This window comes from Bradyrhizobium sp. CCBAU 65884, from assembly GCF_028128835.1.
Lineage (GTDB): Bacteria > Pseudomonadota > Alphaproteobacteria > Rhizobiales > Xanthobacteraceae > Bradyrhizobium > Bradyrhizobium ottawaense.
The window spans coordinates 82,941-105,622 of sequence record NZ_LBJU01000134.1; the positions used below are offsets into that span (position 1 = coordinate 82,941).

21 protein-coding genes and 3 pseudogenes are annotated in these 22,682 nt (G+C 63.1%); 13 read left to right on the top strand and 11 right to left on the bottom strand.

The window, feature by feature from the left end; all coding sequences use genetic code 11:
• The first annotated feature begins 156 nt into the window (after positions 1-156).
• Together XI03_RS38440 and XI03_RS38445 are read left to right on the top strand one after the other, a co-directional pair.
• Positions 157-462 carry a hypothetical protein gene (locus tag XI03_RS38440; protein WP_271595034.1) on the top strand — a complete coding sequence of 102 codons (306 nt, stop codon included), beginning with the start codon at positions 157-159 and terminating at the stop codon, positions 460-462.
• 182 nt (positions 463-644) lie between these two features.
• Complete coding sequence (locus XI03_RS38445; RefSeq protein WP_095425869.1) at positions 645-1,829, top strand: DUF2865 domain-containing protein; 1,185 nt, start codon at positions 645-647, stop codon at positions 1,827-1,829.
• Positions 1,830-2,043: 214 nt separating this feature from the next.
• Here XI03_RS38445 and XI03_RS38450 read toward each other — a convergent pair.
• Positions 2,044-2,950: pseudogene (locus XI03_RS38450) on the bottom strand (DUF2189 domain-containing protein).
• Positions 2,951-3,482: 532 nt separating this feature from the next.
• Here XI03_RS38450 and XI03_RS38455 point away from each other — a divergent pair.
• The 5 genes from XI03_RS38455 to XI03_RS38475 all read left to right on the top strand — a co-directional run bounded on the left by XI03_RS38455 (position 3,483) and on the right by XI03_RS38475 (position 8,014).
• Entirely contained in the window at positions 3,483-4,316 is an 834-nt protein-coding gene (locus XI03_RS38455) for a cytochrome c oxidase subunit II (protein WP_028145275.1), read from the top strand.
• A 79-nt stretch (positions 4,317-4,395) separates the two neighbouring features.
• Entirely contained in the window at positions 4,396-6,174 is a 1,779-nt protein-coding gene (locus XI03_RS38460) for a cbb3-type cytochrome c oxidase subunit I (RefSeq protein WP_095425867.1), read from the top strand.
• Positions 6,171-6,875, top strand: a complete 705-nt coding sequence (locus XI03_RS38465) for a cytochrome c oxidase subunit 3 (RefSeq protein WP_271595035.1) — start codon at positions 6,171-6,173, stop codon at positions 6,873-6,875. Before XI03_RS38460 ends, XI03_RS38465 begins: the two co-directional genes overlap by 4 nt.
• A gap of 14 nt (positions 6,876-6,889) precedes the next feature.
• The gene (locus XI03_RS38470; RefSeq protein ID WP_271595036.1) at positions 6,890-7,612 is read left to right on the top strand and encodes a heme-copper oxidase subunit III family protein; all 723 of its coding nucleotides are present in this window, start codon (positions 6,890-6,892) and stop codon (positions 7,610-7,612) included.
• Between the two features lie 9 nt (positions 7,613-7,621).
• Positions 7,622-8,014, top strand: coding sequence for a cytochrome C oxidase subunit IV family protein (locus tag XI03_RS38475; RefSeq protein WP_028145279.1), 393 nt, complete (start codon positions 7,622-7,624; stop codon positions 8,012-8,014).
• Positions 8,015-8,037: 23 nt separating this feature from the next.
• Here XI03_RS38475 and XI03_RS38480 read toward each other — a convergent pair whose 3' ends face one another.
• From XI03_RS38480 to XI03_RS38490, 3 genes are read right to left on the bottom strand one after another with little or no spacing between them, the layout of a single operon-like run.
• Positions 8,038-9,795 carry an NAD+ synthase gene (locus tag XI03_RS38480; protein ID WP_271595037.1) on the bottom strand — a complete coding sequence of 586 codons (1,758 nt, stop codon included), beginning with the start codon at positions 9,793-9,795 and terminating at the stop codon, positions 8,038-8,040.
• 16 nt (positions 9,796-9,811) lie between these two features.
• Positions 9,812-10,165 (bottom strand): diacylglycerol kinase, encoded by a 354-nt coding sequence (locus tag XI03_RS38485; protein ID WP_271595038.1) that lies wholly within the window; start codon positions 10,163-10,165, stop codon positions 9,812-9,814.
• Between the two features lie 4 nt (positions 10,166-10,169).
• On the bottom strand, positions 10,170-11,558 hold the full coding sequence (locus XI03_RS38490; RefSeq protein ID WP_028145282.1) for a class II 3-deoxy-7-phosphoheptulonate synthase: 1,389 nt from the start codon (positions 11,556-11,558) through the stop codon (positions 10,170-10,172).
• Between the two features lie 181 nt (positions 11,559-11,739).
• Here XI03_RS38490 and XI03_RS38495 point away from each other — a divergent pair, with 181 nt between their 5' ends.
• On the top strand, positions 11,740-12,636 hold the full coding sequence (locus tag XI03_RS38495) for an alpha/beta hydrolase family protein (RefSeq protein WP_271595039.1): 897 nt from the start codon (positions 11,740-11,742) through the stop codon (positions 12,634-12,636).
• Positions 12,637-13,896: 1,260 nt separating this feature from the next.
• Positions 13,897-14,916, top strand: coding sequence for a tryptophan--tRNA ligase (gene trpS, locus XI03_RS38500; protein ID WP_271595040.1), 1,020 nt, complete (start codon positions 13,897-13,899; stop codon positions 14,914-14,916).
• Positions 14,917-15,093: 177 nt separating this feature from the next.
• Here the strand turns inward: trpS and XI03_RS38505 are convergent, their stop codons facing one another.
• The 6 genes and pseudogenes from XI03_RS38505 to XI03_RS38530 all read right to left on the bottom strand — a co-directional run bounded on the left by XI03_RS38505 (position 15,094) and on the right by XI03_RS38530 (position 18,381).
• Positions 15,094-15,357 (bottom strand): hypothetical protein, encoded by a 264-nt coding sequence (locus XI03_RS38505; RefSeq protein WP_028145286.1) that lies wholly within the window; start codon positions 15,355-15,357, stop codon positions 15,094-15,096.
• 202 nt (positions 15,358-15,559) lie between these two features.
• Complete coding sequence (locus XI03_RS38510) at positions 15,560-16,141, bottom strand: TIGR00645 family protein (protein ID WP_038946282.1); 582 nt, start codon at positions 16,139-16,141, stop codon at positions 15,560-15,562.
• Between the two features lie 33 nt (positions 16,142-16,174).
• Positions 16,175-16,810: a TerC family protein gene (locus tag XI03_RS38515; RefSeq protein ID WP_028145288.1), complete on the bottom strand. Its 636-nt coding sequence runs from the start codon at positions 16,808-16,810 to the stop codon at positions 16,175-16,177.
• Positions 16,807-17,166 carry a hypothetical protein gene (locus XI03_RS38520; protein ID WP_028145289.1) on the bottom strand — a complete coding sequence of 120 codons (360 nt, stop codon included), beginning with the start codon at positions 17,164-17,166 and terminating at the stop codon, positions 16,807-16,809. The genes XI03_RS38515 and XI03_RS38520 overlap by 4 nt, the downstream gene beginning before the upstream one ends.
• Before the next feature lie 2 nt (positions 17,167-17,168).
• Positions 17,169-17,641: pseudogene (locus tag XI03_RS38525) on the bottom strand (TerB family tellurite resistance protein).
• Positions 17,642-17,999: 358 nt separating this feature from the next.
• Positions 18,000-18,381 (bottom strand): annotated as a pseudogene (locus XI03_RS38530) (nuclear transport factor 2 family protein).
• 136 nt (positions 18,382-18,517) lie between these two features.
• On the opposite strand from XI03_RS38530, the gene XI03_RS38535 reads away from it, so the two are divergent.
• From XI03_RS38535 to XI03_RS38545, 3 genes are all read left to right on the top strand, one after another.
• Positions 18,518-19,345 carry a class II glutamine amidotransferase gene (locus tag XI03_RS38535; protein WP_271595042.1) on the top strand — a complete coding sequence of 276 codons (828 nt, stop codon included), beginning with the start codon at positions 18,518-18,520 and terminating at the stop codon, positions 19,343-19,345.
• Between the two features lie 17 nt (positions 19,346-19,362).
• On the top strand, positions 19,363-20,592 hold the full coding sequence (locus XI03_RS38540) for a carboxylate-amine ligase (protein ID WP_271595043.1): 1,230 nt from the start codon (positions 19,363-19,365) through the stop codon (positions 20,590-20,592).
• 63 nt (positions 20,593-20,655) lie between these two features.
• Complete coding sequence (locus XI03_RS38545; RefSeq protein WP_018319991.1) at positions 20,656-20,841, top strand: hypothetical protein; 186 nt, start codon at positions 20,656-20,658, stop codon at positions 20,839-20,841.
• Between the two features lie 13 nt (positions 20,842-20,854).
• Here XI03_RS38545 and XI03_RS38550 read toward each other — a convergent pair whose 3' ends face one another.
• Complete coding sequence (locus XI03_RS38550) at positions 20,855-21,163, bottom strand: hypothetical protein (RefSeq protein WP_240536297.1); 309 nt, start codon at positions 21,161-21,163, stop codon at positions 20,855-20,857.
• Between the two features lie 373 nt (positions 21,164-21,536).
• Here XI03_RS38550 and XI03_RS38555 point away from each other — a divergent pair, with 373 nt between their 5' ends.
• Entirely contained in the window at positions 21,537-22,682 is a 1,146-nt protein-coding gene (locus XI03_RS38555) for a hypothetical protein (RefSeq protein WP_271595044.1), read from the top strand.

A 22,682-nucleotide genomic window follows, 5' to 3' on the forward strand; every position in this document is an offset into this window, starting at 1 on the left:
GCCACATATGGGCTATGAGGCGGCCCCGCGTCAAGGGAGCCGCGAAAATGCCGTTTTACGTCCGCAAAGCGCGCCGCCGCCGGGATCGTTCATGATCCTTAACTATTTGAGTCCATTCTGGAACCAGATTGTTCCTTTTTGCCTCCCGGTATTTTCATGCGATCCCTGCCCGCGCTCATTTTCAGCGCCTCGATCCTCGCGGCATCCGGCGCCTGCGCCGAGACCCGCGTCTTCATCATCGCCAACCAGGCTGACGGCTACGGCGTCGATCAGTGCCTGGCCAAGGGCGAGAAATGCGGCGCCTCCGTCGCCCGCACCTACTGCCAGTCACGAGATTTTGCCCAGGCATCAAGCTATCGCCGGGTCGACCCCGACGAAATTACCGGCTCTGTCCCCAAATCCGGCGCAAACTGCTCCCATGGCCATTGCGACGAATATGTCGCAATCACTTGCCAGCGCTGAATTCGCTCGGAGCTGGCGCAGCTTAGGCCCGGTCCATTGGCCCCCAAAACGACGTGACGATGCCGCAGGAAGCGGCTATTGGGAGGGCGCGCTTCGGGGCCCAAATTGCTTCGGCGTCCAAGTCGCTTCGGCGTCCAAGTCACTTCAGCGTCCAAGTCACATTGGACCATGACCTCGCTAGAATGGCGGATATGCCTGAATTCCTATCCCTCTCCCGTGCTCGCTTGCTTCTTGCCTGTACCGTGCTCTTGAGCACGGCCGTGCTCGTCACCGGCGCTCTCGCGCAGGCCGGTCCGCCCGGACCGCCGCCTCAGCCCGGTCAGAACGGACTCGGGCCCAATCCGATGTGCGTGCGTTTGGAAGGCCAGCTCGCGGCGCTGGACCGCGGCGGCGGTGGTGACCCCGCGCGCGAAGACCAGATCCGCCGTTACCAGGATTCCCAGGCCAAGCAGCAGGCCGAACTCGACCGGGTCACCATGCAGGCCAAGCGCATGGGCTGCGATTCCTCCGGCTTCTTCTCGCTGTTCAACGGCCAGTCGGCCCAATGCGGACCGGTCAACACCCAGATCCAGCAGATGCGCGCCAATCTGGACCAGATCACCGGCAATCTCGAGCGCCTGCGCGGCGGCGGCGGCTTCAGCCCGGAGCGCGACAGTCAGCGCCGCTCGGTGCTGGTTGCGCTGGCGCAGAACAATTGCGGCCCGCAATATGCCAACGCCGTGCAGTCACAAGGCGGCGGCAACTTCCTCAGCAATCTGTTCGGCGGCAACAACGCGGGCAATCCGCAAGGTGTGCCGCCGTCCGATCTCGGCCCGCCATCCGGCACCTACCGCACCGTGTGCGTGCGCACCTGCGACGGCGCCTATTTCCCGGTCTCGTTTGCAACGGTGCCGGCGCGCTTCCCCGACGACGAGAAGACCTGCAAGGCGCTCTGCCCGGCCGCGGAAGCCGTACTCTATACCCATCGCAATCCCGGCGAAGACATGAACTCTGCGGTCTCGGTCAGCGGCCAGCCCTACACGGCGCTGCCGACCGCCTTCAAATTCCGCAGCGAGTTCAACCCGTCCTGCTCCTGCAAGGCCGCAGGACAGACCTGGGCGGACGCGCTGAAATCGGCCGACGACAAGGCGGCAGCCGAGCAGCAGGGCGATATCATCGTCACCGAGGAGAGCGCCAAGAAGATGCAGCAGCAGCGGCTCAACAAGGGCACGCCTGCGAACGCCAAGAAGGGCGCAGCCCCCGCGCCGACGACGGCGAATGCACCGGCCGCGACGCCGCCGGCAGATACCGGCACGGCAGCATCGAGTTCAGAGAACAAGCCGATCCGCTCGGTCGGGCCGACCTTCCTGCCGCAGCAGCAGAAGTAAATCACCCTTTGCTCAACTGTCATGCCCCGCGACCCGGCTACGCCAAGGCTTCGCCGGGGTTTGCGGTCTTGGCGCGCCGAAGCTTCAGCGTAGGCGGAAAGCGGGGCATCCAGTACTCCGTGTCGACACTTGGCTCGCACCGGCAGCGCCGCGGCGTACTGGATCATCCGCTTTCGCGGATGATGACAACAATCAATGGGCGCAATCGCCCGTCTCACTCACCCTCGCGGCTCCACGGGAAGAGATTGGCCGGAAAGTCCGCTGCGTAGCGCCTTCCCTTCGTGGGCGGCGGCGGCGCGTCCGGTGGATTCGGATTCGGCTCGACCACCCGCCGATAGAGGTGCCAGGTGGCATGGCCAAGCACCGGCAGAACGACAGCGAGACCGACGAAGAGCGGTACCGAGCCGATCACGAGCAGCACCGCGACGATGAGGCCCCATCCGGCCATCGCAAGCGGGTTCGCCGCTACTGCTCGGAGCGAGGTACGGATCGCGTCGATCGCAGTCGCATGCCGGTCGAGCATCAACGGAAACGACACGACGCTGACACACAAAGCCACAACCGCAAACAGGAAGCCGACACCGCAACCGACGATGATGAGCGACCAGCCTTCCGGTGTCGTCAGCACGCGCGTTGCGAAGTCGGGAATGCTTGCGGCCGCCGCATGACCGAAGATTGAGACATAGATTGCGTTCGCGACACCGATCCAGGCCCCGAACAGGACCAGCAGGAGCACGCCGAGTTTCTACCATGGCCCCGAACGACGGTGCGCGCAGCACCTTGACCGCATCCCATGCAGCGACCTCCTCGCCGCGCTCACGACGCCGGCTGAGTTCGTAGAGACCGATCGCGGCAAACGGGCCAATCAAGGCAAAGCCGGCGGCCAGTGGAAATAGCAGCGGCAGCACCGAATAGCCGAGAACCATCCTGAACAGGACGAGACCGAGAACGGGATAAATCACGCACACGACGATCGCGTGACTCGGCATCGCCTGGAAATCTTCCCAACCCAGGCGCAGGGCCTCGGTCAGATCGGACAGGCTGATCTTGCGAATGGGATAGGAGGCCGCTTCGCCGAATACGTGCCGCCTGATGATGTCGTGGGAGTACAGAGTGGCCATGAACGGACCCTCCCGTGCTGAAAATCGCGGTTTCGATAACACGCGCTTTCCAGCCACGCGTGTCCGCCTGATGAGCAGGAAACGCGATGGGTCGAGTACGGCAACTCAGGTTCAGCGAACGAGCCTGGCCGGACGGAACCCGTCGCGACCTGCCTCGCAAAGTTTAGCGCTTGCGGCGCAAAGCTGCACTCACGGTTGAGTGAATTGTGCACCAGCACGGATTTGTGCGTTGCATCACCCAGACCCAACATGCGCGCCAGATGCTTCGTCGGCTTGCCAGCACGGCGATCACCCCACGTCGGGCACCTACCATTGCGCTATTGACGCCGGGTTAGGCTGGTATCATTTTAGAAGCAGACGCCCTTAGAGTTGATGGTCGCGAACATTCTCTTGATTTCGCGGCCGGTGGAATGGGCGAGGCAAGAGGCCGGCGATGGCATAAGTGCCAACCGAGAAAGGCCAGCCATCGCGACAGACATGAGCTCCGCCCTGGATTCGTATCCGTAGCCTTTGATGGCAAGGATGGATCAGGATGGCTGTCGCACTGATACTGCTTCTGGTCGCGATCGGCTCGGTGCTGTTTCACCTCTACAGCCCATGGTGGTGGACGCCGATCGCCACGAACTGGGCCTATATCGACCACACCATCAACATCACGTTCTGGATCACGGGCTTTGTTTTCGTCGCCGTAATCGCCTTCATGGCCTATTGCGTCTTCCGCTTTCACCACAAAGAGGGAAGACGGGCTGATTACAATCCCGAGAACAAAAAGCTCGAATGGTGGCTGAGCGTCGGGACCGGAATCGGTGTCGCGGCCATGCTGGCGCCTGGCCTCGTGGTCTGGCATCAGTTCGTGACCGTGCCTGCGGACGCCACCGAGGTCGAGGTCATGGGCCAGCAATGGCAATGGAGCTTCCGCCTTCCGGGCAAGGACGGGCGGCTCGGCACATCCGATGTCCGCAACATCGCTTCCGACAATCCGATGGGACTCAATCGCGACGATCCGCATGCGCGGGACGACGTCGTGATCGAGAACGGCGACCTGCACCTTCAACTGGGAAAGCCGGTCAAGGTTCTGCTCCGCTCGGTTGATGTCCTGCACGATTTCTACGTGCCCGAATTCCGGGCCAAGATGGACATGGTTCCAGGCATGGTGACTTATTTCTGGATCACGCCGATCCGAACCGGAACGTTCGACGTTCTCTGTGCGGAGCTTTGTGGCGCGGCTCACTATCAGATGCGGGCCAAGGTCATCATCGACGAAGAGCGTGAATATCACGCTTGGCTGGAGCAACAGAAGACGTTTGCAGAATTGTCGCCGGCAAACACCGTCGTGAAGGCGGCATATCAATCCGGCGGCAAGTAGCAAGGCGCCGCCGCGAAGATGAATCGGGTGCGTGAGACCAACTCGTCGCCCCCGATGGAAACGACCGAGGAGGTTTTCTATGGTCGATATTCCATATGAAGGGATCGCTGGCACGCCGCCTGCCGAAGTACCTGATGTCGAGCTCTATCATCCGAGGAGCTGGTGGACACGGTATGTCTTCTCGCAGGACGCCAAGGTGATCGCCATTCAGTACTCGCTGACGGCCTCGGCCATCGGGCTGGTGGCCCTCGTGCTGTCGTGGCTGATGCGACTGCAGCTGGGATTCCCCGGCACGTTCTCTTTCATCGATGCCAACCAGTACCTCCAGTTCATCACCATGCACGGCATGATCATGGTGATCTACCTGCTCACCGCGTTGTTCCTCGGCGGCTTCGGCAACTACCTGATCCCGCTGATGGTTGGCGCCCGGGACATGGTCTTCCCTTATGTGAACATGCTGAGCTACTGGGTCTATCTGCTCGCAGTGCTGGTGCTGGCCTCGACATTCTTCGTGCCCGGCGGCCCCACCGGCGCCGGCTGGACGCTGTACCCGCCGCAAGCAATCCTCTCCGGAACGCCCGGGCAGGATTGGGGCATCATTCTCATGATGTCGTCCCTGATCCTATTCATCATCGGCTTCACGATGGGCGGGCTGAATTATGTGGTCACGGTGCTCCAGGCACGCACCCGCGGCATGACCTTGATGCGCCTGCCCCTGACGGTGTGGGGGATTTTCACGGCGACGGTCATGGCGCTCTTGGCATTCCCTGCGCTCTTCGTTGCCTCGGTCATGCTGCTGCTCGACCGTCTGCTGGGCACCAGCTTCTTCATGCCCTCCCTGGTCGAGATGGGCCAGCTGTCGAAATATGGTGGCGGCAGCCCGTTGCTCTTCCAGCACCTATTCTGGTTCTTCGGCCACCCCGAGGTCTACATCGTCGCCCTGCCCGCCTTCGGCATCGTCTCCGATCTGATCAGCACCCATGCGCGCAAGAACATCTTCGGCTACCGCATGATGGTCTGGGCAATCGTGGCCATCGGCGCGCTCAGCTTCGTCGTATGGGCGCACCACATGTATGTGAGCGGCATGTTCCCGCAATTCGGGTACTTCTTCGCCACCACGACGCTCATCATCGCCATTCCCACCGCGATCAAGGTCTACAACTGGGTGCTGACCCTGTGGCGCGGCGACATTCATCTCCGGGTGCCGATGCTGTTCGCCCTCGGCTTCATCATCACCTTCGTGAACGGCGGGCTCACCGGCCTCTTCCTCGGCAACGTCGTCGTGGACGTGCCCCTCTCCGACACCATGTTCGTAGTCGCGCATTTCCACATGGTGATGGGCGTGGCGCCGATCATGGTCGTGCTGGGTGCGATTTATCACTGGTACCCCAAGGTCACGGGGCGAATGTACAATGACGCACTCGGCAAGTTTCACTTCTGGGTCACTTTCCTCGGCGCCTACCTGATCTTCTTCCCCATGCACTATCTTGGACTGCTCGGGGTTCCGCGCCGGTATTTCGAACTCGGAGATACGTCGTTCATCCCGTCCTCGGCCCATTCACTGAACGCCTTCATCTCCGTGGTGGCCTTGACCGTCGGCTTCAGCCAGATGGTGTTCCTGTTCAATCTTGCCTGGAGCCTGTTCAAAGGTGAGGCCTCAGGCGGCAATCCGTGGCGGGCGACGACGCTGGAATGGCAGACGCCGGAGACCCCTCCCGGGCATGGCAACTGGGGCAAGGAGCTGCCGGTCGTCTACCGCTGGGCCTATGACTACAGCGTACCCGGCGCCGAGGAGGACTTCATTCCGCAGAACCAGCCGCCGCGCGCGACGCACGTCGTTCAAGGAGCTGCTTCGTGAGTGCCGTCATCCTGTTCGTGGCTGTGATCGCGGTCGTCGCCGGATGGTGGCTGTCGCAGCAGCGGCTGACGGCCAGGCCCTGGCTGGAGGAAGGTCCGGCCGGTGACTTCCCCGGCGGCGACGCCATGACCTGGCCGGCAGCGAAGATCGGACTTGGCGTGTTTCTCGCCGTCGCGAGCGCATTGTTCGTCCTCTTCATCAGCGCCTACTCGATGCGCATGAACGTGGTGGACTGGCGGGCGCTGCCTGTGCCGCGGCTGCTGTGGTTCAACACGGGGGTCCTGGTCCTGAGCAGCATCGCGCTGCAATGGTCCTACGTGGCCGCGCGCCGAGACGACGCTGAAGGCGTCATGATCGGCCTGCTCGCGGGCGGCGCAGCTGCCGTGATCTTCCTCGGCGGACAGCTTCTGGCCTGGCAACAGCTCGGTGCGGCCGGATATTTCGTGGCGTCCAATCCGGCGAACTCCTTCTTCTACCTGTTGACCGCAGTGCACGGGCTGCATCTGTCGGGCGGTCTGGTGGCTTTGGGCCGAACCTCGACCAAGATGTGGCGTGGCGCCGGGATCGCCGACATGCGCTTGAGCGTGGAGCTGTGCGCCATCTACTGGCACTTCCTGCTGCTGGTCTGGCTTGTGCTGCTCGGTCTTCTCACGGGCTGGACCGACGATTTCGTCGACATCTGTCGCCGATTGCTGAGCTAGGGAGGCGTGACCAGATGGCCGAAACCGTGCTGACAAATCCGGGCCAATCGACTGCGGAGCTTGAAGGCTGGCGCGGCATCGCCGCCGACTGGGCGTCCGATCAGCGCGCCTTCAAGAACGTGTCCTGGGGCAAGGCCATGATGTGGATCTTCCTCCTCAGCGACACCTTCATCTTCAGCTGCTTCCTGCTCTCCTACATGACGGCGCGCATGTCGACGACCGTGCCCTGGCCGAATCCCAGCGAAGTCTTCGCCCTCAATATCGGCGGCAACCACATCCCCCTGATCCTGATCGCCATCATGACCTTCGTGCTGATCAGCAGCAGCGGAACAATGGCGATGGCGGTCAATTTCGGCTACCGCCGCGATCGCGTGAGAACCGCAATCCTGATGCTGGTCACAGCGGCATTTGGCGCAACATTCGTCGGAATGCAGGCCTTCGAATGGACCAAGCTGATCATGGAGGGCGTTCGCCCCTGGGGCAATCCGTGGGGCGCACCGCAGTTTGGTGCGAGCTTCTTCATGATCACCGGCTTCCACGGCACCCACGTGACCATCGGCGTGATCTTCCTGATCGCTATTGCGCGGAAGGTCTTGCGCGGCGACTTCGACGTCGAGAGGCGTGGCTTCTTCACGAGCCGCAAGGGGTATTACGAGATCGTCGAGATCATGGGCCTGTACTGGCACTTCGTCGATCTCGTGTGGGTGTTCATCTTTGCATTCTTCTATCTTTGGTGAGGTCGGCGCATGACAAACGCGACAATACATATGGAAGGACAGCTCCACGCTCCGGCGCATGGCGCAGTCGCAACAGGAGCCGTTCACGCCAAGGGTCAACAGCACCCGATCAAGCTCTACCTCGTGGTCTGGGGCTGGTTGTTTGTCCTCAGCACGTGCTCCTACCTCGTCGACTACTTTGGCCTGCACGGCTACCTGAGGTGGTCGCTGATCCTGCTGTTCATGATGTTGAAGGCCGGCCTGATCGTCGCCGTCTTCATGCACATGGCCTGGGAGCGACTGGCCTTGGCCTATGCAATCCTGCTGCCGCCGATCGCGGTATTGGTATTTGTGTCGATCATGGTGCTCGAATCCGAATACACCCACTTGCTTCGGGTGCTGTTCTTCGCAACCCCGTCGTAGCACCGGCAGGCCAGTCTCCAACCTCACCCCTCGAACGCGTCGATCGACGCCTTGCTGCCGCGCGAGACCAGCGTCTCGTCCCCGGCGGGCAGCCCCTCGCCCTTGTCGCGAAAGCGGTTGGTGATGGGATAGCGGCGGTCGCGGCCGAAATTCCTCGGCGTCACCTTCACGCCGGGCGCGGCCTGGCGGCGCTTGTATTCGGCGACGTTGAGCAGATGGTCGATGCGGGTGACCGTTTCGCGATCGAAACCGGCCGCGATGATCTGATCCAGCGGCTGCTCGCGCTCGACAAGACGCTCCAGGATGGCATCGAGCACCTCATAGGGCGGCAGCGAATCCTGGTCGGTCTGGTTCTCGCGCAGCTCTGCGCTCGGCGGCCGCGTGATGATGTCGGGCGGGATCACCTCGCCCGCCGGCCCGAGCGCGCCATCGGGCTTCCAGCCGTTGCGCAGGCTCGCCAGCCGAAACACCTGCGTCTTGTAAATGTCCTTGATCGGGTTGAAGCCGCCGTTCATGTCGCCATAGAGCGTGGCGTAGCCGACCGACATTTCGGACTTGTTGCCTGTCGTCACCACCATCAACCCGGTCTTGTTGGAGATCGCCATCAGGAGCGTGCCGCGGCTGCGGGCCTGGAGGTTCTCCTCGGTGATATCAGGCGGCAGATTCTTGAAAAGGCCCGAGAGGATGGTCTCAAAGCCGGTCACAGCCTCCGCGATCGGCAGCACCTCATAGCGGATGCCGAGATGGCCGGCGAGCTCGCCCGCATCGGCGATCGAGTGTGCTGCGGTGTAGCGATACGGCAGCATCACGCCGTGCACCTGATCGGCGCCGAGCGCATCGACCGCGATCGCCGCGCAGAGGGCCGAGTCGATGCCGCCGGAAATGCCGAGCAGCACGCCGGGAAAACCGTTCTTGGCGACATAGTCGCGCAGGCCCAGCACGCAGGCCGCGTAATCGGCCTTGTCGCCCTCGGGTTGCTCGGCGATCGGACCCGTGCAGCGCCAGTCGTCGCCGTTGCGGATGAAGCGCAGCGTGACGATGCTCTCCTCGAATGCCGGCAATTGCGCGCCGAGCGAAAGATCGCCGTTGAGCGCGAAGGACGCGCCGTCGAACACCAGTTCGTCCTGACCGCACACCTGGTTGAGATAGACCAGCGGCAGCGCGCTTTCGGTCACGCGCGCCACCGCGACCGACAGGCGCACGTCGTTCTTGTCGCGGGCGTAAGGCGAGCCGTTCGGCACCAGGATGATCTCGGCGCCGGTCTCGGCCAGCGTCTCGACCACGTTCTCGTAATCCTCGGACTCTTCCAGCCAGATGTCCTCGCAGATGGGGACGCCGATGCGCACGCCGCGCACGGTCACGGGCCCCGCCGCAGGGCCGCGCGCAAACAGCCGCTTCTCGTCGAACACGCCGTAGTTTGGCAGATTGCATTTGAAGCGAAGTGCGGCGATGCGGCCGCCGTCGAGCAGCGCGCAGGCATTGTAGAGCTTGCCGTCCTCGACCCAGGGCGTGCCGATCAGCATGGCCGGCCCGCCATCGGCGGTCTCTCGGGCCAGTGCCTCGATCGCGGCGCGGCAGGCCGCCTGGAAAGCAGGCTTCTGCACGAGGTCCTCCGGCGGATAGCCGGCGATGAACAATTCCGGAAACAGCACGAGATCGGCGCCGTCGGCGATGGCTCTCGCGCGCGCATTGCGCGCCTTGGCGGCGTTGCCCTCGATGTCGCCCAGGGTCGGATTGAGCTGGGCGAGCGTGACCGCGAATGCTTTGAGACGTTCGGTCATGGCCGCCGCGCTCCGATCAGATAAATCCCAGTCGCTCGATGATGGCGATGATCCAGAACGCGCCGGCCATCAGCAGCGCGACGCCGACGGCGGCCGAGCCCATGTCCTTGACCCGCCCGATCTGCTTGTCGTGATCCATCGTCAGCCGGTCGGCAAGCTTTTCGATCGCGGTGTTGAGCAGCTCGACCGTCAGCACGAACGCAACCGAACAGACCAGCTCGACCGCGCGCATCGCGGTCGCGCCGATCAACCAGGCCAGCGGCAGCGAGGCGAGGAGCGCAAAAATCTCCTCGCGGACGGCCTGGTCCGATCGGAACGCAAAGGCCAGACCGTTACGGGAATTGATCGTGGCCTTCCAGATCCGCAGCAAGATCCTAGAGCCCCGCTGCGGCCGGCATCGGCGTGGCCTTGCCCGCGCGTTCCTGCTTGAGGAGCTCGGCGATCAGGAAAGCCATGTCGATGGATTGCTCGGCATTGAGGCGGGGATCGCAGACCGTGTGATAGCGGTCGTTGAGGTCCTCGTCCGTGATCGCGCGGGCGCCGCCGATACACTCGGTGACGTCCTGCCCGGTCATCTCCAGATGCACACCGCCGGCATGGGTGCCTTCGGCGGCATGGATCGTGAAGAAAGACTTCACCTCAGACAGAACCCGGTCGAACGGGCGCGTCTTGTAGCCCGAGGTCGAGGTGATGGTGTTGCCGTGCATGGGGTCGCACGACCAGACCACCACTTTGCCCTCGCGCTTCACGGTGCGGATCATGTTCGGCAGATGCTCGCCGACCTTGTCCGAGCCGAAGCGGCCGATCAGCGTCAACCGGCCCGGCTCGTTGTCGGGATTGAGCACGTCGATCAGCTTCAACAGCTCGTCGGGCTTGAGCGACGGGCCGCATTTCAGCCCGATCGGGTTCTTGATGCCGCGGAAATATTCGATATGGCCGTGATCGAGCTGGCGGGTGCGGTCGCCGATCCAGATCATGTGGCCGGAGGTCGCGTACCAGTCCCCGGTGGTGGAATCGACGCGGGTCATCGCCTGCTCGTAGCCGAGCAGCAGCGCCTCGTGGCTGGTGTAGAAATCGGTGGCACGAAGCTCGGGATGGGCCTCGAGATCGAGGCCGCAGGCGCGCATGAAGTTGAGCGCATCCGAGATGCGGTCGGCCAGCTCCTTGTAGCGGCGGGACTGCGGCGAATCCTTGAGGAAGCCGAGCATCCACTGATGCACGCTGCCGAGATTGGCGTAGCCGCCGGTGGCGAAGGCGCGGAGCAGGTTCAGCGTCGCCGCCGACTGGCGATAGGCCATCAGCTGACGCTGCGGATCCGGCACGCGCGCTTCCTTGGTGAAAGCGATGTCGTTGACGATGTCGCCGCGGTAGCTCGGCAGCTCGACGCCATTGATCTTCTCGGTCGGCGAGGAGCGCGGCTTGGCGAACTGGCCGGCAACGCGCCCGACCTTCACCACCGGCACCGCGCCGGCGTAGGTCAACACCACGGCCATCTGCAGCAGCACGCGGAAGAAATCGCGGATGTTGTTGGCGCCGTGCTCGGCAAAGCTCTCGGCGCAGTCGCCGCCCTGCAGCAGGAAGGCCTCGCCGGCCGCAACGCGCCCCAGCGCCTTCTTCAGGTTGCGCGCCTCGCCGGCGAACACCAGCGGCGGAAAAGTCGCAAGCTGCGCCTCGACGTCGGCCAGGGCCTTGGCGTCGGGATAGTCGGGCACCTGTAGCACCGGCTTGCTGCGCCAGGACTCGGGCGTCCACCGCTCGGACATCGCAATCTCTCCGTGAAGCAAAAAAGTGCAACCTGATCTGGGGGTTGCGAGGGCCGCCTTATACACAGGCTGGCACGACATCGCCAGTTGTAAATCCATTTGGTACTGCAAACCCTTGCGGGGAAAGCCGAATTCGCATTTGCTGGGAACGGCGAGGCAACTGGCAGGATACCTTGCGCCCATGGACGCGGCACTGGACGACGTTTTCATCGACGAGATCAACTTCCCGGCGACCGACGGGTATTCCCTGGCCGGCACCCTGTTCCTGCCGCGCGGCACCAAGCGCCATGCCGTGCTGATCAACTCGGCAACCGCCGTTCCGCGCAAGATCTACCGGGGCTTTGCCTGCTATCTCGCCCATCGCGGCTGCGCGGTCCTGACCTACGACTATCGCGGCATCGGCGATTCCCGGCTGCCGGCGATGGTCGGCTACAACCAGCCGAAATCGCTAGTCGGCTTCAAGACCTCGATGTCGGATTGGGCCGCGCTCGACGTCACCGCCGCGGTCAGCTGGATGCGGGAGCGGTACAACACCCTGCCGCTGGCCTATGTCGGCCATTCCTTTGGCGGTCAGGCGCTGGGGCTGATCGCCAACAACAGCGAAATCTCACGCGCCGCCTTCGTGGCCTCGCAGGCCGCGACCTGGCGGCTGATGACCTCGCCGGAGAAATACCGCGTCTTCGCCTTCATGAACCTCATTGGCGTACCGCTCGCCCATACGCTCGGCTATGCCCCCGGCTGGGCCGGCGTCGGCGAGGATTTGCCCAAGGGCGTCTTCCTGCAATGGGCCGAGTGGGTCTCGAGCCCCCGTTATCTCTTCGATTCCAAGCTGCCGGCGCTGGAGAATTTTGCGAAGTTCAAGGGCGAGCTGCGGGCGCTGTGCTTCTCAGATGATCCCTGGGCGACGCGGCCGGCGGTCGAGCTGCTCGCGAGCGGGTTCACCGCGATCAAGCCGGAGGTGCTCAACGTCAAGCCGTCCGAGGTCGGCGCCAAAGGAATAGGCCATTTCGGCTTCTTCCGCCCCGAGCACCGCGACACGCTGTGGCGCGGCGTCGCCGAATGGATTCAGGGGGACTGAGACACGCCTTCGCATCCTCGCGGCGCATTTCGCCCGAGCTTCCGGAATGCCTTCGCGGAGACAGTCTCGATTGCTTGTGCAAGGGCTTCTTGCAATGAGGGCGCGTGTGGCGATCTGCGTCTCTCTCGTGTCCCGGACGCGCTGCAGCGTTCTTACGCTGCTGCGCAGAGCCGGGACCCAGCAGGCCACGGCACTCGTTGATGCATGGGCCCCGGCTCTGCAGCGCATCGTCGAAGGGACGCTGCCTCGCGGCGCATCTCGCCCGAGTTTTGCTTCATCGCTTCACCCTCTTCGGAAGAGAGGGCGCAGGGAAGACCGGGTGCCGGCCGGGCACCCACGGTCCACTGTGCGAAGGTTGCGCTACAAGAAGCTGCACAGCGGCATACAGGTGAAGCCGTACATCCGGCCTTCCCTGCGCAGTGGGTTTACGGCTTATGTCGTGCTCTCCCCGGGGAGCGTTGCACTATTGCCCCCGTCGCCTTGTAGATGACTGATGCGCGTGCCCGGTCGGGCCGCCACATCACCGCAAGACTTGGCGCACAGACCCCGGGCGCCAGGACGACACGATTTTGCCGTACGCCGATCACACCGGTCGTGTGCGCCAGGTGTTTCGCTCACGGTTGCCCGCCCTGCGAAATCCTTTTGCGCCGATGTGACCCACGTCCACCGCCACCCGGCCCGCGTTCGTGACGATCGCGATACGCCCCTCTTCGTTGGGCCGGGTTGAGCGACACATACGCCGTTTCCGAATTTCGGTAAAGTGGAATATTTTCGGCGATAAGGGTTGCCCCACCTCTGGCATGTTTTGCCCGTCGGGCAACACAAGGTGTTGTAGCTATCGTGCTCGGCCGCGGCTCGGGTTTCCATGCAGACGCTGAAAGGCGTGCGACTCCCGCACAGCCGCCTTCGCCGACGCGCAAGCGGCCAAGCAGGAGGTCGCGGGCCGCCGGCGTAGGCATGTATCAGGGCGTGTACTCATAAATGTCGGCTCGCCACCGTGAAACGGAAGTCACCGCCTTGAGCGTGATCTACTGCTTGTGAGCCATTTGAGACATCAAGACGACTTGCTTTCCTTGGAAGTTTCGTCAATATCGTACACATGACTGTCGTCGTGATCACTTTCGCGAACTTGTGGTGGCGTTCCACTTAGGAGCGGCACGGCTTTGTCATTACCCAACCGTCGCCGCCGTTCATCGGCTTGCGAGGTTGCTTTCATCAAAAAGTCCGATTGACCGGCGGCTCCCAATTTGGAGAACCGCGATGCAAGATTCGTCAGCTACCCTCCCTGTTATCTTGACCGGCGACAGAACAACCGGACCGTTGCACCTAGGGCACTACGTCGGTTCGTTGAAGAACCGCGTCGCCCTGCAGACAACGCACCGGCAGTACCTGCTGCTGGCGGATACCCAGGCACTCACCGACAACGCGCACAACCCCAGTCGGGTGCGTGACAATGTCCTTGAGATCGCGACAGACTACCTCGCTGTCGGCATCGACCCGAACCAGAGCACGATCTGTCTTCAATCGCACCTTCCGGCGTTGGCCGATTTGACCCTGCTGTACATGAACTTTGTCACGGTGGCGCGGCTTGAGCGCAACCCAACCATCAAGGACGAAATTCAGGCGCGAGGTTTCGACAGAGATATTCCTGCAGGCTTTCTCTGCTATCCCGTCGCCCAGGCCGCAGACATCACCGGTTTCAAAGCGACGATTGTCCCGGTTGGACAAGATCAAGCGCCATTGGTTGAGCAAACGAATGAGGTTGTTCGCCGCATCAATCGCCAAGCTGGTGTTGACGTGTTGCCAGAAGCCCACGCGCTTATTCCTCGCGTCGGACGTCTTCCTGGCATCGACGGCAAAGCCAAGATGAGCAAATCGCAGGGAAATACTGTTCAGCTATCAGCAACGGCTGATGAGATACATGAGGCCGTACGGCGTATGTTTACTGATCCAAACCATCTAAAGGCGTCTGATCCCGGTTACGTCGAAGGCAACGTGGTCTTTACGTACTTGGATGCGTTCGACGAAGATCACATCACGGTTGAGGATTTGAAGGCACGCTATATCCGCGGCGGTTTGGGTGACAGCATTGTCAAGAAACGTCTGGAGGACGTACTGCAGGCACTTCTCGCGCCAATCCGAGACCGTCGCTGCGCACTGGCTCGTGATCCTGGATATGTGCTGCAAGTCGTCAAGCACGGCACCGCGCGAGCGCGTGAGATAACAGATACCACTTTGCGCGATGTTCGCGCTGCGCTTGGTCTATTCGCCCTGAATTAATCGGATTGGAGGCCAAGCCAAGCTATGTCCGGATTTGGCCCCATAGCGGACCTCCTGCGGCGCTCGGGCCGACGTCCGCAACTGGGCCCATCAGCGACCTCGGAAGCCATCCGCTCCTCGGCCGATGCCGGCGGAAAACCGGACGTCAGGCGGATAGCCGATCAATGAGCAGCGGCCCTACCGGATGATCGTCGTCAGCGACGAGTAGCGCCTGTTCGGCTTGGCCTCGCCCGCCGAGAACTGGGCGAACGCGTCGCTGACGCGCGCCGCCGGCGTGGTGCCGTCTGCGAAGCGGAATTCCTTCGGCCGCGGCGCGTAGAAGCTGGCGCGGTAATAGGCGTCGTCGAAGCGCACCTCGCCGACCCCGAACAATGCGTCGCAGGCGAACAGGAGCGCGTAAACTCCCGCGAGCGCAGCGACGACCTCCTTGAGAACTGACATGCTGATGCCCCACCCTTTTGCGGGAAGGATGCACGCCGGTTCCAAAGCCCTGGTTTAAGACCGCGCGGTTCTTGTCGGCAGGGTTTGCCACGGCTGAGCGGATTGCAGACAATTTTATCGATCTCAAAAAAAGAGCCCGCCGATCGGACGATCAGGCGGGCTCAGGATTGGCCGCTCGGGAGGTTTCGGACGGCCAGGTTCATCAGCCGTGGCCGGCCTCCTTGCGATGGCCGCTCTCGCTGAGGCGGTCGACCCAGGCGATGCCGATCGCCGAGACGATGAAGGTCAGATGGATCAGCACCTGCCACATCACGCCGGTCTCGGTGAAATTGCTGCGCGTGGTGCCGAGATTGCCGGCCTCGATGAAGGTCCTGAGCAGCGAGATCGAGGAGATGCCGATGATCGCCATCGCGAGCTTGATCTTGAGCACGCTGGCATTGACATGGCTCAGCCATTCCGGCTCGTCGGGATGACCGGTCAGATTCAGGCGGGAAACGAAGGTCTCGTAGCCACCGACGATCACCATGATCAGAAGGTTCGAGATCATGACGACGTCGATCAGCCCGAGCACGACCAGCATGATCTGCTGCTCGCTGGCGTCGAACGAGTGCGCGACCAGATGCCAGAGCTCCTTCAGGAACAGCAGCACATAGACGGCCTGCGCAACAATCAAGCCGACATAGAGCGGCACCTGCAGCCAACGCGAGCCAAAGATGAGCTGCGCAAACAGGCCTAGGCGCGGCGGCTCGGCCTGCGCCGAAGGTGCTTGGGGTTCGGACGTCATGAATTACTCCGGATTGCGGAAAGAGTTGTCGCCTCAGAGACTCGCTATGACCGGCGCGAGCTCGAGCGAGCCCCGATAGATCATCTCGAAGGCGACGTAAATGATGATGGCGAGGCCGATATAGGCGACCCAGCGATGCTTCTGGAGCACCCGGCCAAGCAGATCGGCGGCGACGCCCATCATCGCGACCGACAGCAACAGCCCGAAGACGAGAATGTAGGGATGCTCGCGCGCGGCGCCCGCGACCGCGAGCACGTTGTCCAGCGACATCGAGACGTCGGCGGCGACGATCTGCACCGCGGCCTGACCGAAGGTCTTTCGCTGCACGGCCGCACCATCCGCGCCGCCGCCATGGCCGAACGCCAGCTGCCGCGCATGCGCCTGCTCGCGCAGCTCGCGCCACATCTTCCAGCAAACCCAGAGCAGCAGCACGCCGCCGGCAAGCAACAGACCGATGACCTGCAGCAACTGGGTCGCGACGCCGGCGAAGACGATGCGCAATGCCGTGGCGGCGGCGATACCGACGATGATGGCGCGGCGGCGCTGCTCGGCCGGCAGTCCCGCTGCGGCGAGGCCGATGACGACGGCATTGTCGCCGGCGAGAACGAGGTCGATCAGGACGACTTGAAGGAGGGCCGTGAGCGCTTCGGGTGTGATGAATTCAGTCATGTTTGATCATTTTTTGGGGCAGACGGATCGAGCCAATGCGGCTTGCGGCGCTCGATCCAGTCGAAGACCTTCGAACGCGACGAGCGCAGCGCAGGCACGTCCTCGGCGAGCAGCGCGAGGCCGAGCGGCAGCATCCAGATGCCGAGCACCGGCAGGATGGAGAGCATACCGCCGACGACCAGCAGTGTGCCCGAGGGGATTCGCACCCAGCGGCTGGACGGCTTGAGCAGATAGGCGAAGGTGTCGCCCATGCGCGGCGGCAAACGGTGGACGAGCTTGTCGAGACGCGGGTCTCCGCCGGCCATCTGACCGGCGCCCTCGGTTTTCGCCGTGCGCTCGTCCGAAACTGTGCTCATGCTTACTCCTTCAAGGCAGCCTGCCGCTCGGCGCTCGCGGCACTCGGCACGACCGGCTTCGCGCGCGGCAGCACCAGTGTCAGCAAGCGCAACAATTTGATCGCCTGCACTTCATGGGGATGGACGTCCTCATCCGCTCAGCCACGCACTCCGACAGCTCCATCAGATGGGACGAGAGCGGCAGGTTCGAAACCGGCCGCAGCGTGTCGATCACGACATTGGCAAAATCCGGCTCCTCGAGCCGTTCGGCCAGTTCGTCGAACATCGCATAGAGCCGTTCTTCCGAGATGTGCGGCGCCAGCTTGCGATCCCTGATGAAGCGGATCACCTCGTCGCGCTCGACCGCCGAAACGCGCCGGTCGGCAACCGCGACCAGCGCGCCCACGATTACCAACGCGGCCGCGGCCTGCTCGTTCAGGCGGGACGGTTCCGTGATCTCGATCTCGATGGGATTTGAGGATTTGGCGTCAGACATCGTTGCTCCCTTAACTTGCGAAATGACCGCACGGAGCTGCGATGGGGACGAATGGTCGGAGAGAACGTACAGAGGCCCGACGATCGGCCGATCCATCGCATTCGCGCGGGACAGGTCATCCGACATCACGAGGTTTGCCGACTTCGTCGGCGTCCTCGCCAGAGGGGCCCGGATTCTTGTTCGTGTCAGAGATAAAGGTGGGTCCGTCGGAATCAAGGCGAGATGACTGCGACCAGCCGCCGCATCGGTTCCATGGTCGGGCATCGTGTTCCGGACGCGCTGCGCACCGCTAAGTCGGCGCTGCGCTGCGTCCGAGGCAAGAGGCCACCATTTCGTCGCGCACCTGCATCAACGCGTCTCACCCCACCGGCTCGACCAGATGCGCACGGGATGGCGCGGGATCGAAGCGGTCGCCGAAATATTGCGTCTCGCGCGTCACCAGTCCGTCGTGGAATTCCATGATGCTCACGACATGAGACGGCACCCCGTCATAGCTCAGCACGAATTCACTGACCCAGAGATCGCCGCCGCCAACGATCCGCCGAACCGTGAAGCGCTTCTGGTTCGGCTGCACGAACCTGCTCTCCTGAATGTTCCTGCGACCGCGGATGCGCTCGCCCGACTGCGGATAGTCGAGCACTGCGTCCTCGCGATAGATATCGTGCTCGACCTCGAAATCATTGGCGTCCGACGCGTCCCAATGGCCGCTGAAGCGCGGCCAATACGGCTTGATCGTTCATCGCGGTCTCCAATTTCGACTTGCCGCATCGTAACACTGACGTCGGCTCTGGTGATCGCTGCTTCGCGCCGGGAACCACGAGGCCGGCACGTCGGTTAGTGCAGCTCACGACCCATCCGCCGCCTCAAAGGAACCCCATGTGCCGCTGGATCGCATACCGAGGCGAGACCACCTCGTTTGAGCCCTATGTCACCGAGCCCGAACATTCGCTGGTCGCGCAAAGCATCCGCTCGCTGCAATCCACGGCGGGCTCGAATGGCGACGGCTTTGGTCTCGGCTGGTACGGCGAGCATCCGGAGCCCGGCCTTTATCGCGAGACCCGCCCTGCCTGGTCGGACGAAAACCTGCGCTACCTCTGCCGGCATCTGCGCTCGCATTTGTTCTTCGCCCATGTGCGCGCCGCCACCGGCACGGCGGTGACGCGACAGAATTGCCATCCCTTTGCCTGCGGCCACTGGATGTTCATGCACAACGGATTCGTCGGGAGCTGGAATCGGCTGCGGCGCAAGGTCGAGGCGCTGATCCCCGATGCCTATTATCCGTCGCGGCTGGGCACGACCGACTCGGAAGCCGTGTTCCTGGCGATGATGGGCGCCGGCCTCGACAGCGATCCGCTTGGAGCGACGCGGCGCGTGCTGCAAGCCCTCGTCGACCTCGTCAATGAAGGCCAGCTGCGCGAACGGCTGCGCTTCACCAGTGCGATCGCCAACGGCCGGGATCTCTATGCGTTTCGAGTTGCGGTCAACGACGCCGCAAATACGCTCTATTACCGCGAGGACGGCGGCCAGGTCATCGTCGTGTCCGAACCCTTCGACAAGGAATCGGACTGGACCGAAGTGCCGCCAAATCACGCGCTGATCGCGCACGCGTCCGAAAACGTGAAGATTGTTCCGTTCGACGCGACAATTTGCAGTAGCGCTGACAGGGAACCCGCCCCTACCAGAAGGATTAGTGCCCGCAGGTGATCTTTGCCGGGTGGGATATGACATTTGCTTCAGACGTTTTGAAACTGCTTCGCCTGGATTCCTCGGGCGACAAGCAGAATCTCGTGATTCGCTCCGCTGGCGGCGGCGGCAAGGCGGCTGAATATTCCTTCGGAATCGAGGAGGAATACTTCCTGGCCGATCGGCGCACGTTCGACGTTGCGATCGAAACGCCCAACGAGCTCTTCGAGTCGGCGAACTGGTCGACCGGCGGCCAGGCCATGCGGGAGATGCTGCAATCCCAGCTCGAGGTCGCCACCAACGTCCACGTCGACGTCAACGACGCCCGCGAAGAGCTTCGCTTCCTGCGGCGCGAAGTCGCGAACGTCGCCGCGCAATATGGTTTCGTGATCATGGCCTGCGGCACGCACCCGACCGCGGTCTGGCGCATGTCGCAGCCGAGCCCGAAACCGCGCTATGAGGAGATGATCGAGGATCTGCGCAGCATCGGCCATCGCAACATGATGTGCGGCATGCATGTGCACGTCCAGTTGCCCGATCCCGAGAGGCGCATGGCGGTGATGCGGGCGATGCTGCCGCATCTGCCGCTGTTCATCGCGCTGTCCGCGTCCTCCCCGTTCTGGAATTCGCACAAGACCGGACTGAAGGGCTACCGGCTTGCCGCCTATTCCGAGCTGCCGCGCACCGGCCTGCCCGAACTGTTCGAGAGCAGGCAGGATTACGACGATTATGTCGGCGCGTTGCAGCGCTCCGGCGTGATTCCCGACGAGAGCCACATCTGGTGGGCGATGCGCCCGTCAATGCGGCATCCGACCCTCGAGCTTCGGGCGCCCGACACCTGCACCTTCGTCGACGACGCCGTCGCCATCGCCTCGCTCTATCGCTGCCTGACGCGCCACCTCTATCTGCGACCGGATCTGTCCAAAGGGGTCACCGCGGTCGAACGCGCAATTGCGGTGGAGAACAAATGGCGCGCCCAGCGCTACGGCACCGATTGCATCTTCGGCTCCAGAGACGGACCGGTCACGATCTCCGAGATGCTCTCCCGAATCATCGACGACACCGCCGGGGACGCCGACGCCCTGGGCTGCACCGCCGAGATCGAGCATTGCCGCACCATTGTCGACCGCGGCAGCTCGGCCGAATTCCAGCTTCGCGCCTATCGCGAAAGCGGCGACGACATCGCAGCCGTGTCACGATGGATCGCGACATCGACGACTTCAGGGACGAGCGCGCCCATCGGGCGCAGCGCTCCAGCCCCGTCATAGCGCCCGCGCAAGCTTCGCGGACGAGAACGTCATTTCTGAATTTGCTACGCCGTGGGGGAATGCATGACTGACATCGCCTGGTGCGCCGGTTGCGGCCACAGCCTGGTCCCGATCCTGTCCGAGAACGGCCGCGCGCGGCCAAGCTGCTTCTGGTGCGAGGGCGTCGACGCACGGACCATGGAGATGGCAAAGTGGGCTGACAGCCCGGCCGGCAAGCCGGATCGGGCCGCGCCTCACGCCTTTGATTGAGCTGGCCTCTGCGTCAAACCCGCGCCACCACGCGCGGACGGAACACGGAATCCACGGTCGGGGAAAGAGCCGCGACCGGCTTTCGCGTCGGCCGGCGCCGCGGGATGAAGAAATTGTTCACGAGGATCGGCTCGTCATCGCCGAGCGCGATCCGCTCCTTCACGAGCAGGCTCATGACCGAGCGCATCTTGATGACTTCCTGCGCCACGAAGCTGCAATCCTCGTCGCGGTTGATCTGCTCATGCATGATCGCTTCCGCTTCGCGCATGCTCACGCGGAGCGCTCTGATGGTTCTGCGGATTTCGTTGATGCGGTTGTCCATGGCGGCCTCCATCTCGGTCGCAGCATAAGAACAAAACATGAACATTCTGTCAATCACCGCCCTGCCCGGTCGCGACGTTTTCGCTGAATCCCGAAGGCGCCATCGGACCGATCCGGCACCGCCGCCGCTGCACGCGCACTCGCCTGCCGACAAATTAGACAGCCCCCTCGCTACGCCGAAAGCGCGCGTCCCTGGTACGCGTCCGACCCATCAGAACAAGCCGTCGATCTAACCCTCCGTGCAACCACCGGATTTTTCCCGAACGGGCACGCCGGCATCGCGGCGCCAGGCCGGCTTGCTCCTTCGCAAACCAACTGGCCCAAAATTCGCAATGACGGTGCAAGCGAAGCAACGGCGCAGAGCGGAGAACGTCATGAACGTGCATGCTGCAGGCGATCTCAAGACGACCGGCCTCACCCATCCGAATGGCGCGCCGCTCCGCCTCAACACCCAGGACTTCGTCGCAATCGATCGCGACCGGAATGCGAAGTTCGAGGCGACGTATCGTCCGCAAGCGCTCTACAATCGCGCCAATGAAGGCTTTCACGCCAACAACGAGACGTTCCTGCTGCACGAAGTCGCGACCAATCTGCCGATCTACCGTCCCGACACCGGTCCCACCGACTTCCATTTGCATCTGCCGCCCGGCGGCTTTCAGCTCGTGCTGGTCACCTCGGGCGCTTTCACCTTCGACTATGACGGGCGCTTCTACAATGTCGGCCCCGGCGCGGCGATGCTGCAAAGCGCGATCGTGCATCGCCAGTTGTTCTACACCTGGTCGGGCCTGACGACCGAAGAGAATTTGAAGACGCCGCAGACGGTGGTACCGGATCCGGTCTCGATGGGCTATTCGGGCAAATTCCTCGAAGCCTTCATCACCGATCCCACCACCTTTCCGAATCCCACCATCGTCGGTCCCGATCAGATCAACGAAGCCGAAACGCCGCGCGTGGCCTGGAGCCATCCGCTGCACGATCGCCCGGCCAATGCCGGCTTCTGGCTTCAGGATCCGCTGGCGCTGGATGCGCTGTTCAAGCCGCTTTGCGACGGCTCGATCAAGTCAGCGCTGCCGGTTTACGTGCGCGATATCGGCATCGAGGCGCCGAGCGGCCAGCTCGTCACCGGCCACATCATCGCAACCGACCCGCGCGGCGGGTCGCTTCTGCCGAAGAGTACATTGGCATCCGCGGATGCCGCCTCGTTCGCCAAGGGCGAGGTGGTGATCCACCGCGTCATTCGCGGCACGGCCGAATTCAGGAACAAGGCGGGCGAGACCTTCGAGCTCGCGGCCGGCGACGTCGTGACCGCAGGCAAGAGCTCGATCAGCCTCATTGCGGTCGGCGAGAACACGCAGGTGCTCCGGCTCGGCCTTCTCAGGGGTATCGACGACCTTCGCGGCTGGACGCCGACGCAGCGCGACGAGATCGACGGTCTCGCCGGCCAGATCATCACACAGAAGGACATGCGTCCCCTGCGGACCGAAGGCAAGCCGGTCGGATATTTGTACGACCGAGCGTAG